The 12,358-nt window shown below is 65.5% G+C and carries 11 protein-coding genes and 1 tRNA gene; 4 read left to right on the top strand and 8 right to left on the bottom strand.

What is annotated here, in order from left to right:
- Positions 1–8 precede the first annotated feature (8 nt).
- Complete coding sequence (locus GOAMR_RS03725; RefSeq protein WP_040514284.1) at positions 9–581, bottom strand: hypothetical protein; 573 nt, start codon at positions 579–581, stop codon at positions 9–11.
- A gap of 216 nt (positions 582–797) precedes the next feature.
- Here GOAMR_RS03725 and GOAMR_RS03720 point away from each other — a divergent pair, with 216 nt between their 5' ends.
- Both GOAMR_RS03720 and GOAMR_RS03715 read left to right on the top strand, forming a co-directional pair.
- Positions 798–2,543 carry an alpha/beta hydrolase gene (locus tag GOAMR_RS03720; RefSeq protein ID WP_005182881.1) on the top strand — a complete coding sequence of 582 codons (1,746 nt, stop codon included), beginning with the start codon at positions 798–800 and terminating at the stop codon, positions 2,541–2,543.
- Between the two features lie 110 nt (positions 2,544–2,653).
- Positions 2,654–3,529, top strand: a complete 876-nt coding sequence (locus tag GOAMR_RS03715; RefSeq protein WP_005182879.1) for a DUF817 domain-containing protein — start codon at positions 2,654–2,656, stop codon at positions 3,527–3,529.
- Here GOAMR_RS03715 and GOAMR_RS03710 read toward each other — a convergent pair.
- The 4 genes from GOAMR_RS03710 to GOAMR_RS03695 form a co-directional block, all read right to left on the bottom strand.
- On the bottom strand, positions 3,506–4,420 hold the full coding sequence (locus tag GOAMR_RS03710) for an SDR family oxidoreductase (RefSeq protein ID WP_005182877.1): 915 nt from the start codon (positions 4,418–4,420) through the stop codon (positions 3,506–3,508). The genes GOAMR_RS03715 and GOAMR_RS03710 overlap by 24 nt on opposite strands.
- 71 nt (positions 4,421–4,491) lie before the next feature.
- Complete coding sequence (locus GOAMR_RS03705; RefSeq protein WP_244427249.1) at positions 4,492–5,493, bottom strand: SGNH hydrolase domain-containing protein; 1,002 nt, start codon at positions 5,491–5,493, stop codon at positions 4,492–4,494.
- Positions 5,494–5,553: 60 nt separating this feature from the next.
- A complete protein-coding gene (locus tag GOAMR_RS03700; protein ID WP_040514282.1) occupies positions 5,554–6,786 on the bottom strand; it encodes an acyltransferase family protein in 1,233 nt (410 codons plus the stop codon).
- A gap of 264 nt (positions 6,787–7,050) precedes the next feature.
- Positions 7,051–7,368, bottom strand: coding sequence for a thioredoxin family protein (locus tag GOAMR_RS03695; RefSeq protein WP_005182874.1), 318 nt, complete (start codon positions 7,366–7,368; stop codon positions 7,051–7,053).
- 117 nt (positions 7,369–7,485) lie between these two features.
- Between GOAMR_RS03695 and GOAMR_RS25030 the strand changes: the two genes are divergently transcribed.
- On the top strand, positions 7,486–7,899 hold the full coding sequence (locus GOAMR_RS25030; RefSeq protein WP_040514279.1) for a hypothetical protein: 414 nt from the start codon (positions 7,486–7,488) through the stop codon (positions 7,897–7,899).
- Positions 7,796–8,386 (top strand): protein NO VEIN domain-containing protein, encoded by a 591-nt coding sequence (locus GOAMR_RS24005; RefSeq protein WP_005182873.1) that lies wholly within the window; start codon positions 7,796–7,798, stop codon positions 8,384–8,386. The genes GOAMR_RS25030 and GOAMR_RS24005 overlap by 104 nt, the downstream gene beginning before the upstream one ends.
- Before the next feature lie 1,548 nt (positions 8,387–9,934).
- Here GOAMR_RS24005 and GOAMR_RS03680 read toward each other — a convergent pair.
- From GOAMR_RS03680 to cmk, 3 genes are all read right to left on the bottom strand, one after another.
- A tRNA-Pro gene (locus tag GOAMR_RS03680) sits at positions 9,935–10,008 on the bottom strand.
- Positions 10,009–10,225: 217 nt separating this feature from the next.
- Entirely contained in the window at positions 10,226–11,662 is a 1,437-nt protein-coding gene (gene der / locus GOAMR_RS03675) for a ribosome biogenesis GTPase Der (RefSeq protein ID WP_005182870.1), read from the bottom strand.
- The gene (gene cmk / locus GOAMR_RS03670; protein WP_040514289.1) at positions 11,659–12,351 is read right to left on the bottom strand and encodes a (d)CMP kinase; all 693 of its coding nucleotides are present in this window, start codon (positions 12,349–12,351) and stop codon (positions 11,659–11,661) included. Before cmk ends, der begins: the two co-directional genes overlap by 4 nt.
- Between the last annotated feature and the right edge of the window lie 7 nt (positions 12,352–12,358).

Below are 12,358 nucleotides of genomic sequence, written 5' to 3'. Positions count from 1 at the left end.
GGGGCAGGTCAGGCGGGCATCACCTTGTCGAGTTCGTGGGCGATGTCGATGATGCAGGCCTGACGGATCTCGGGGGTGCGGACCTGCTGCGAGACGTGCTTGGCGATGACCCGCTTGATCTCGTCGTCGACCTGCGCGACGAACCGGATCACCTCGGCGCGTGTCCCATGGGAGGCGACACCTACCTGCACGTCCCGGGGGCGCGGGGTGTCGACGTCGATATGGATGGACAGCGGGTCCACGGCCCGCACCGTGAGGTCGAGTGGAACGACTCCGGTGACGTCGTAGCGCAGCCTGTCGAGCCTCAGATCCACCACCAGGTTGATCGACAGCGGCAGCCGCACCTTGAAGGTGATCAGTTCGTTGACGTACCGGGTGATCACCGGCCGACCGACGGACACGTTGGCCTTCACCTTGACCATGCCGCCGGGCCCGGTGGCCAGCGGACCTATCTCGAAGTCCTCCCCGGCCAACGGTGTGAACGCCGCGCCGATACGGTTCTCGGTCACGGCGATCTCAAAGAAGCGCCGCCCGAACTGCTCATAGGACAACTGCGTCGGCGTCGTATCGTCTCTTGACATCACGACGTACGGTACCGGAGTGTGCCCGGCCCACCGCAGGCAATCGGGTAAGCCGCGTCGCGGGTGGGCCGGTTCGCGTCGCGGGCACTGATCTGATGCGGCCAATTGGCACTATCGGTGGTCGGTACCGTCCGGTAGCGTCGCCTTCTGCTATTCCCTCCCGACCGGATGGCGCCCATCGGTGTGGAGTCGGGCCCGACGAGGGGAATCGACCAAATGTCCGCAACCGAAGTCCGGACCGACCACACCGGCGGCTCCGACGACCAGACACCTGCCGGAGCCGACGCCGACGCCCGCACCGACTCGACGGCCGATGCCCCACCGCGCCGGCGCCTCCTGTCTGTGGCAGGCTTCGAATTCACCGGCGTGGTGGTGGCCGTGGTCTTCGCGTGGCTGTCGGCCACCCCGTCGCTCCTGCCCCGGGGTCCGCTGTTCCAGGGCGTCGTCACCGGAGCGTCGGCGGCTGTGGGCTACAGCCTGGGTGTCTTCGCCGCCTGGGTGCTCCGGTACATGCTCTCGCACGAGACCCGGTGGTCCTCCCCCGGTCCCCGGGTCTGGCTGGTCACCGCGGTCATCGCGGTCATCGGCACTGCGGCGGTAGGTGTGTGGTTCTCCGACTGGCAGACCGAGATCCGGGACCTGATGGGCGTGGACCATCTCACCGGCTGGGCGTACCCGGTGATCGCCGTCGTCGCGATCATCGTCTCTGTCCTCCTGATGGCCGTCGGCCGTGGCTGGGCCGCGTTGGTCCGGTGGCTGGGCACATTCAGCCGACGCTTTCTGCCGCCGCGCGTGGCCCGCACCGTCGCCGCCGCGATCGTCGTCCTCATCACGGTGTTCCTCGTGAACGGGGTCCTCGTCGACTACTCGATGCGGGCTCTCAACGGCGCGTTCGCCGCCGCCAATGACGAAACACACGCCGACACCCGCCCGACCACCTCGCGGCTGCGTTCGGGCGGGCCGGAATCACTGGTGAACTGGGATTCCCTTGGCAGACAGGGCCGTACGTTCATCAGCAACAGTCCCACCACCGACGAGTTGGCCGCCTTCAACAAGGCACCCGCCGTCGAGCCGATCCGGGTGTTCGCCGGCCTCAACTCCGCCGACGACGTCTACGACCGTGCCGAGATCGCCGCCCGCGAACTCGAACGCACCGGCGGTCTCAGGCGTGCGGTGGTCGCCATCGCCTCGACCACCGGCAGCGGCTGGATCAACCGCGCCACCGTCGACTCCATCGAGTACATGTACAACGGCAACACCGCCACGGTGAGTATGCAGTATTCCTACTTGCCGAGTTGGCTGTCGTTCCTGTCCGACCAGGACAGGGCCCGTAAGGCCGGCCTGGCACTGTTCGAGGCCGTCGACGAACGCATCCGCGCGCTACCGCTGAACGAACGCCCCCGTGTCGTGGTGTTCGGTGAGAGCCTCGGATCGTTCGCCGGTGAGGCGGCATTCGGCACCATCCCGTCGATCACCGCCCGCGCCGACGGCGCGCTGTTCGTCGGCCCCACATTCAGCAACTCGGTATGGAACGACGCCACCGACCAGCGTGATACCGGAAGCCCGCAGTGGCTGCCTATCTACCGTGACGGCGCCAACGTCCGCTTTGTCGCCGATCCGGACGATCTGACCCGGCCCGACGCGGCCTGGGGTGACCGGCGCGTGGTCTATCTGCAACACGCCTCTGACCCGATCAGCTGGTGGTCGCCGCGGCTCATCCTCAACAAGCCCGACTGGCTCAAGGAGAGGCGCGGACGCGACGTGCTCGGATCCACCCGCTGGATCCCGTTCGTCACCTTCCTGCAGGTGTCCGCCGACATGGCTATCTCCACCGATGTGCCCGACGGCCACGGCCACCACTTTCTCGCCGCCATCCCCTACGCGTGGGCCGAGATCCTCCGGCCGCCCGGCTGGACCCAGGCCAAGACCGAGACACTGATACCGCTGCTGACACGCAGCTGAGGGCCGGCCGCCACCGGACCTGCCCCGACTTTTGCCTCGGCTGAGCATCCTGGCCTGGCTTTTACCGCTGTCCGCCATGCGAATGACGGCCCGTGAGCCACAATCGACCGATGCCCGGTGGACAGACTCCCGACGTCGTCGTAGCCCCTGACGTGCGCACGGGGCGGCCGGGAGAGCCTGGACGTTCGTACCGGATCGGTCACCTGGCCGCGCAACTGTGTCGCTTCGCGTGGATCGAGCTGCAGTGCTGCGCGTTCGCGATTGTGGTCCTGGCGGGTATCGCGGCGTCGACACTGTTGCGCGGGTACTGGGACGCGCCGATTCTGCGCTACGACGCGCTGCTCGTGTTTCTCGTCGCGGTGCAGGTGATGTTCCTGGTCACCAAACAAGAGACGTTCCGTGAGCTCCTGGTGATCTGTACATTCCACGCCGCCGGGCTCGCGCTGGAGATGTTCAAGGTGGCCGTCGGCTCCTGGGAGTACCCCGAGTCCGGGGTCGCGACGGTAGCCGGGGTGCCGTTGTATGCCGGATTCATGTACGCCGCCGTCGGCTCCTACATCTGCCAGGCATTCCGCCGGTTCGATCTCGGACTGACGCGCTACCGCATGGGGGTTGTCGGCGTGCTGGCCGTGCTGGCGTACCTGAATTTCTTCACGCACCACCTGATCGGAGACTTCCGTTTCCTCATCATGGCGGCGTTCGTGGTGGCCACCGCCTGGATGCGGGTGTGGTTCACGGTCGGCCGCGAACGGTACTGGATGCCGCTGCCACTGTCGTTCGTGCTGATCGGCCTGTTCCTGTGGATCGCCGAGAACATCGCCACCTACTTCGGGGCGTGGCAGTATCCGGGCCAGGAGACCGGTTGGCAGCTCGTCCATATCGGCAAGTTCAGTTCGTGGATACTCCTGGTGAGCCTCAGCTTCGTTCTGGTCACGGCGCTCATCCCCCGACGACACGCAGAATCAGGGGCCCTCCGCGGCCGTTGAACCTGTTGGCTCCGGAACGCTGTCCACAGCCGAGTAGTCGGCAACCTGCCCGCGTTTGGCGGCGCGGGCCATGCTCCACAGCATTCTGGGGACGCCGGCCGGCGGTAACGGAGCCGGCCAGGCACGTGGGCGGAGCAGGGCCTCGGTGCCGCCGTCGACGGTGATCACCGAACCGACCATGAAGTCGGCGGCCGGCGACAGCATCACCAGCACCCATGTCGCGATCTGCTCGGGTGTGCCGTACTCGCGGGCGGGCACCGGAAACGACCGCACCTGTTTCCCGGTGCCGCCGGCCAGTTGTGCGCGCAGCAGCGGTGTCAGCACGGGTCCGGGTGCCAGGATGTTCATCCTGATCCCGTCGCCGGCCCACTCCGCGGCGACGGCGTGCTCCCGGCACCAGCGGCTGACCGCCAGCTTCGACCCCGCGTAGGCCAGCGTCGCGGCGATCGGCTTGCGCCGCAGGAGCACCCGGGCCGCGCCGGTGGTGTCCCCGTCGGCCAGCCGCCGCAGGGCGGCACGGGGAACCAGCGGTGTGGCTGTGGTCGAGTTCGACCCGAACACCACCACTTTCGCCTTGTCGGCCGCGGCGAGAGCAGGGCGCAGACCGTCGAGCAGGCCGGTCACGCCGAGCAGGTTGACCTCCAGGATCGTCCGCTCCCGACCGGCGGTCGGTCCCATCCCCGCGGCGAGCACCGCGCCGTCGAGGACTCCACCACAGGCCGTGAGTACCTCCCGGACGGCCCGACTGCGACCTTCCCATGTCGACAGATCCGCGCACACCTGCGCATCGCGAAGGTCCAGTCCGATCACCCGATGCCCGTCGCCGGAAAGCCGTTGCGCGACAGCCGCGCCCATTCCCGACGCCGAGCCCGTCACGAGATAGGTCTTCATGACGGTCCACTCTGCCAGGGCCTACATCGCCCGGGCTACGGACCTATGGACCCGAGATCATCGTGTCCAGGTCACGCACCGAGGAGCGGTGCCATGGCCTTCTCGATCGAGCCGGACACGTATCGGCCGTACTTCTGCGTGATGTGGTTCTTGCCCGCGTACACGATCTGATCACCGATGATCGCGGGGCAGCTGTCGGCGCAGAACCAGGGCGTGACGTCGATGAAGGTTCCGCCGACATCCTTCGCGGCACGCGACCAGCCGGTCTGATCCGGCACCGCCTGCTCCGGATCCGAGGCACACTCGACGAGGTTGGACGGATTGCTCGCCACACACTCGGCCGGCGGCGTCGCCGGATGCGGCGTGTTGCCCAGCATGACCACCTTGGTGTTCTTCGGGAACTGCGTGGCCGTCTTCACCAGTCCGTCGCGCCACACCTGCGGGGTTTCCTTCTTGCCCGGGCCGAGGTTTCCGCCGTACCAGCCGGCGAGGACGACGATGCCCGGCTGTTCGCGCTCGATCACGCCCGCACGCCACTTCTGCCATTCGGTGCATTCGGTGAAGGTGCGTCCGCGCTGCCATTGGTAGTAGGTCAGCGTGGCCGGCCCGCAGTTGTTCTTGGTGAGCATGACCACTTTCCAGGCCTTCCGCTTACCGATGAGGTCGAAGGCGCCGTACCACATCGCGGCGGCCGAATCCCCGACCACGAAGATCTCGCGCTCGCTCTTGAGATCTCCGAGTGTGCACGGGCCGAGATCGTCGAGCTTGGTCTGTTCGATCGTCGGCGTGCAGCGCGGCAGGGCCCATGCCTTCTGATCGTCGCCGCTGGCCGCGACGAGATCCGACTTGCGCACCTTCGTGGGGAGGTCTTTGAGCGTCGTCGCCGCTGTGACCGCCTTCAGGACATCGGCTTCGGTGACGGGCTCATCGATCGCCCAGTTGGTCACCTGACCGGAGTCCCATCCCTGGGCGTCGGGTTTCTCAGCCTGGCAGGCCGTCAACATCAACGTCGCGGCGACACCAGCCGCAGCCGCCGCGGCCATCTTGCGGGTCAGTTTCTTTGCCGATACCACTTGGGGTCCTTCCAGGTACTTACACAGGCCGACAACATCAACCATCCGAGGAACTGATGGTCAGAGGAGGTTTTGGATCAGGGGAACCTCGATCGCCCACCTGTATCGCTCGAACGCCGTAACCGCGAACACGAGCGCGATGCCCGCCGGAATGATCGCCAGGCTCGCCCACGGCCGGGCAGCGAGGAAGCGTGAGCGCCGGATCGGATCCTCGAACAGGTGGTACATCGCCATGGAACCGGCGACGGTACCGAGCAACAGGAGAACCTGCGTCAGGGCCGAGAAATCGACACCGTAGCGTGCGGCGACGACCGCGCAGATCGGCCAGTGCACCAGGTACAGCGAATACGAGATGTCGCCGACGTATCGCGGAATCGTCATCCCGAGGACCGTCGCGGGACCGGTCCGCCCCGGTACGGTTCCGGCGACGATCACCGCTGCCGCGCCGAGCACGGGCACCGCCGCGATCGCACCCGGAAATCCGTCCTCGGACATCGTGACCACGGACACCGCGACAGCGACCATTCCCGCCCAGCCGATCGCGGCCGCGATCGGCGCCGCGAGTCTGCGCGCCGCATACGGTTCGGCCACGGCGACGAGGCACCCGATCGCCAGCTCCCAGAACCGGGTGAACGGTGAATAGAAGGCGGCGGTGGCATTGTCGGCGGTCAGCACGATCGAGTGGGCGTAGCTCGCGACGGCCACCACCGCGAGCACCGTCAGGAGCGCCGGACGCAGCGCGAACCTCGCCACCTTGGCCACCACGACCATGCTCAGCGCCATCACGACGGGCCACACCAGGTAGAACTGTTCCTCCACGGCGAGCGACCAATAGTGCTGCAACGGTGAGGGATCCGCGCCGAGCATCGCGTATTCACTGCCCGTGGCGATGAAATGCATGTTGGCCAGGAACAGCGATGCCGCCGTCGCGTCCGGCAATACCCGCGCACCACGCAGGAAGTTCGTCAGCTCGAACACCGCGATGACCGTGAGGACGATGATCAGCGTGGCGGCCGGAACGATGCGCCGGGCACGTTTGGCGTAGAAGTCCAGGAATCGGACCCCACCTCGCTGCTCTCCGTCGCGCAGCAGCATGCGGGTGATGACATAGCCGGAGATCACGAAGAAGACGTCGACGCCGACGAATCCGCCACCGAAGCCCGTGACTCCCAGGTGGTTCAGGATGACGACCAGCACCGCGACCGCGCGCAGCCCCTGCACGTCGAGCCGCTTCGATACGGAATGACCACGACGCACCTGTTCGTCGCTCGGCGTGTCCACTACAGCCGCCATCAATGCCCCAACCCTCAACTCCGCCAACGATCCACGCACACCGACACAGGCAGACCCCTGGGCATGTGCTGTTGGATCGCCGACAACAAACTGAACGTTCACACCGTAGCTCATCGTATTAGGTAAGGCGAACCTACTGTCTAGTTTGTCAGATTGTAGGCACTTCACATCCGGCGGTGTCCCGCCACCGAAACCGGGATACGGCCGCCGTCCGACAGCCGAATGACGCCCCGGCCCGGCCTGTCGGAGCGCGCAGCGCAGTGGCTACAGGTGGTCGGCGAGTTGCTCTTCGAGGTCGCTCAGGGTGGCGGGGTTCCGGACGGTGGCGGCGACGCGACCTCCGGAGAACAGCAACAGCGTGGGCAGCGAGGAGATGCCGTACGTGGTGACCAACCCCGCCTCATGATCGGCGTTGACGGTCCGCACGTCGACCTTCTCACCGTGCGCGGCGGCGAACGCCTCCAGGACCGGCGCGAACCGGGTGTACCGCCCACACCAGCCGGCCCAGAAGTCGACGAGCACCAGCTTGTCACTGCGCAGTACTTCCCCGATCGCAGAATTGGTCAGTGCCCGGATCTCCACCTACCCAGCCTCTCAGATCGATGACGGAAACCTCGGCCCGGCCTGGTCCGTTTCGGGTGGGATTCGGACGGTCGATGCGAATGAGCGTTGTCGCACGTCCGTGAAAGAGTGAGATCCGTGGCAACTACGAGCAGCTTCCAGGACCCCGTCGATCTCAAGCGGCATTACGGCCTATGGAACTCCCCACGGCATTTCTGCTGGAATCACGCGATTCCTGAGGCACAGAGTGACGACGTCGACGCGCTTGCCGAGTATTGGGTGGAACTCCGCGACGGTGTCAGGGAGCGCCGTATCGCACGGAAAGTCAACATCGCCGCGCGCCAGGGAGTGATTGCCGAGAAGGTCAAGGGTCTGTGGATCCCGAGGTACTACGCAGTCAAGGATGGGCGTGTGGGGGTGGTCAAGCCGATCAAAGGCACTGTGGCGAATGTCGACGGCATCGAGTGCCCGGGCCAGGCGGCAACGTACGGAAAACGGCCGGCGCCTGAACGCCTGGTGGAACGAGACGGGCAGCGCCAGATTCAGCGATGATGACTGCCCTCTTGTCACCATCGATCTGGACGCCGACGGCGAGTCCACATTCGGCGACGAACGATCGCCGGTACCCGAGACCGAAGTAGAGCCCGACGTGGAGGCAAGCCACACCGTCAGTGCGGCGGGCGCGGGCTTCGGCGACCCGGATAGCAATCGCCTCGTTGAAGCCGCTGCGGTTGGAACAGTGACCGACTACCTGGAGGCCCGCGGCTACGACATCACGGATGTCGGAAGCAAGAATCTTGGCTGGGACCTGACCTGCGTCGGCAACGACGGCGACATCCGCCGCGTTGAGGTTAAGGGGGTCTCGGGCGTCACGCCGACGGTGCTGCTCACCGCAAATGAGTACCGATCCGCACGCGAGGCCGATGGCTGGGAACTCGCAGTCGTAACGATGGCGCTCGAACCCCCGTGTCTCGCCCTCTACGCCGCGACTGATGCCGTTGCTGCTGCGACACCGATGGTCTACCGCGTCACTCTATGAACGGAGATGCGTCACATTTGGCAGAGGTAGACGCAAGCCATTGCCGGTGGCAGTTTACGCGGAGCTTCGGTAGCCATGAGGTGAGCCCTCCAGGGGACTTACCTTCGACTCGTTGCTCGAAGCCCGCATAATCACCGAGGATTGCAGGATCAGCCGAAACGAAAATGACTATATCGGGTCCCGCTTAACAGCGTACGACGAATAATTACTCATGTGAATCGCCTGCAGGCCTCCGACAACGCTGTAGGGAATAAGGTAGTAGCGGAGCCCACCATCAATGATGAAAAATTCGTCAATCTCACCGGGTTCGTATGGCTGCCGCTCGCGTCCGGATGTCGATATATAAACCTTCCAAGAATCCCTTTGTCTTGCGGTACTAGTTCTTACCTGCACCCGTCGCACACTTCCGTCCCGCAATACGAGCAGGTCGTAGCGGCATGGCTCAAGAGGCCAGGACACGTCACACCCGATGAGCGTGAACCACGCTGCAGCCATCATTGGCCCCGCCCGGCTCAAGCGAGCTATGTCCGGAACTGGCAAATTTTCGTCGCGACTGACGCACTCGATCAAATGAGAGACATCGATACCAAGCCGCATCGCATGGCCTTTGGCCGCACTAAGCTGTGGCCCTACCTCAAGCCCGAGCACTTCAGCCACGGCAACCCAACTGTCAGCGCGCGCAACCGCTGTGCGCAACTCTGATTCCGTCCAACGTCGTTGACCACGAAAGTGCCCATGGTCAATACCCAGCGAGTCTGCGTGCGAACGAACCGACCGGATGGCTCCCGACGACGTAGCGGTCAAGCCCAACTCGCGCATCACACCTCGCCACGATGAAGAGTTACCTATCGCCCTGGCGAGTGCTTGGTCCGAGTATGTCCGCTCACGAGGCATTCTTGGAGGATACGAGGAGCCTACGACATTGAAGAACCCGGAAGGTGGGGAAATCATCTGGCGACGTCTCCGCCGACGATTCGAAGTAGGCAGCGTTTCCAGGTTCGATCAGCTCGGAGAATGGCGCGGGCGATACGCCTGTGCTGCGACGGCGCTACTCGTCCTCGTTGCAGGCAGCCTCGCAATGCGGATCGTTAACACCGTTGTGGCGCACCTCGATAGTGCGGAGCACAGCCCCTTTGGGGCAGTAGATCGTCACACCCAGACGGATGGTTCTCATCATCCTCGAGATCGCCGCCGCTCACCTCGCGGTACCGCCAGGTACACCCGCTCACCCACTCAAACAGCGGCCTTGCTGCCACCGCCCACGCCCCGCCCCCTACATCGCCGCCAACGACGAACAGTGCGATGATATCGGGGCCGAACCCCCATTCCGCCGGGTTCTCGAAAACACTGCGCCTTGGTATCGACGCCCTCGGCTTCGAGGGAAGCCGGGATCTCGTCAATCATCGCGGCTTGCTCGACGGTGAGATGGTCGGTCCGCCCGAGTGCCTCCACGAGCACGTTCCCAGGGATCGGCGATTCGACATCCTCAGACATAGCATATGTCTGGCACAAACGACGATGACCAGCATATTAGTGCTGGTCATAACGTCGGGCTGACAGGATTTGAACCTGCGACCACCTGACCCCCAGTCAGGTGCGCTACCAAGCTGCGCCACAGCCCGTTGCCATCGTTCTCACGAGGCCTTTAAGACCTTAGCCCACCACCCCGGCAAACGACTAATCGCCTGGTCAGAGCCTTCGGCCAGACTCCTCACCGACGGTCCGCGTCGATGTCGGTGAGGATCCGGTCCGCACTCTCCTGGACGTTCTGGACGGCGAACTCTCGGGCCGTTGTCAGCCATCATCGACGCCCCCGTTCGGGTCCCTGGAATCCATGAGCTACTTCTTGCGGCGCTGTTCGCGCTTGTCGCGGACGCGGACATTGATCCGCACCGGTGAGCCGTCGAAGTTGAACTCCTCACGCAGACGGCGCTCCAGGAAGCGGCGGTAGCCGGCCTCCAAGAAGCCGGTGGTGAAGAGTACGAACGTCGGCGGTCGGGTCGCGGCCTGGGTGGCGAACAGCACGCGCGGCTGGCGGCCACCACGCAACGGCGGCGGGGTGGCGGCGATGACGTCCTTGAGCCAGTTGTTGAGCTGACCGGTCGATACCCGCTTGTCCCACGACTCGAGCGCACCCTCGATCGCCGGGACTAGCTTCTGCACGGCGCGGCCGGTGCTCGCGGAGATGTTCACCCGACGCGCCCACGGCACCCGGGCGAGTTCGCGGTCGATCTCCTTGTCGAGCTGATAGCGCCGGTCCTCGTCGACGAGGTCCCACTTGTTGAACGCGATGACCAGGGCGCGGCCGCTCTCGATGATCATCGACAGCACCCGCAGATCCTGCTCGGTGATCGGCTCGGACGCATCGATCAGCAGGATCGCGACCTCTGCCGCGTCAAGCGCCGAGCGGGTACGCAGCGACGCGTAGTACTCATGACCGGACGCGGTGCGCACCTTGCGGCGCAGACCGGCGGTGTCGATGAATTGCCATGTCTTGCCGCCCAGTTCGATGAGCTCATCCACCGGGTCGACGGTGGTGCCGGCCACATTGTCGACCACCGAACGCTCGGATCCTGCGAGTTTGTTCAGCAGCGAGCTCTTACCCACGTTGGGTTTACCGACGAGCGCGATGCGTCGCGGACCACCCAAAGCCGTTCCCTCGCGCGGGGTTTCGGGCAGCACCTCGAGGATCTTGTCGAGGATGTCACCTGCGCCGCGGCCGTGCGCGGCGGACACCGGATGCGGCTCCCCCAGCCCCAGCGACCACAGCGCGGCGGCTTCGGCTTCCTGCCGTTCGCTGTCGATCTTGTTGGCCACCAGGATGACCGGCGTCTTGGATCGGCGCAGCACCTTGGCGACGGCCTCGTCGGTGGCGGTGGCACCGACCGTGGCATCGACCACGACGACGATCGCGTCGGCGGTCTTCATCGCGAGCTCGGCCTGCGCGGCCACGGCCTGCTGCAGGCCCTTGGCGTCCGGTTCCCAGCCGCCGGTGTCGACGACGGTGAACCGTTTACCCGACCAGCTCGCCGCGTACGACACCCGGTCACGGGTGACGCCGGGGATATCCTCGACGACGGCTTCACGCCGCCCGAGGATACGGTTCACCAGCGTCGACTTGCCGACGTTGGGGCGTCCCACGATGGCGACGACCGGCACCGGACCGCCGACGCCGGGCTCCGCTGCGTCGACGAATTCGCTTAGGTTCCAATCACTTTCGTCCGACCAAGTGCCGTCTCCCGCGATGGGGAGATCGGTGTCGAGGTTGTCGGTCACTGCTGAGCTCCGATCCGCTGTTGAACCAGGCGGGTCAGTTCGTCGAGCACCTGGTCGAGGGTGAGGTCGCTGGTGTCCACCAGGACCGCGTCGTCGGCCGCCCGCAGCGGAGACACCGCGCGGGTCGAGTCGAGATGGTCGCGCCGGTTGACCGACGCCAGCACCTCGTCGTAATCGCTGGGCTGCCCGAGGTCCAGGTTCTGCAGGTGCCGCCGCTGGGCACGCGCATCGGCGGTGGCGGTGAGAAACACCTTCAGTCCGGCGTCCGGGAACACCACGGTTCCCACGTCACGACCCTCGATCACCACGAACCGACCCTGTGACACCTTCCGTTGCAGCGCAACCAGTTTGGTACGCACCTCCGGCACCGCGGACACCGCGGACACCGCCGCGGATACCTCTGCGGTGCGGATCCGGTCCGAGACGTCCGTGCCGCTGAGGAACACCCGGTTGGTCCCATCAGCGTCGACGATCACATCGACGTCGACATCGCCCATGACCGCCGCGATCGCCGCCGGATCATCGAGCGCCACACCACGATCGAGTACCGCGAGGGTGACCGCCCGGTACATCGCACCGGTGTCGAGGCACTGCGCACCCACCTCGTTGGCGAGAAGCTTGGACACCGTGGACTTTCCGGTGCCGGCCGGGCCGTCGATGGCGACGACCCGGGTCGATCCGGTCGCCAGACCGTCG

The organism is Gordonia amarae NBRC 15530 (assembly GCF_000241345.1).
Lineage (GTDB): Bacteria > Actinomycetota > Actinomycetes > Mycobacteriales > Mycobacteriaceae > Gordonia > Gordonia amarae.
The sequence above is the reverse complement of the archived record's forward strand: the minus strand, read 5'-3'. Positions and strand labels throughout refer to the sequence as shown.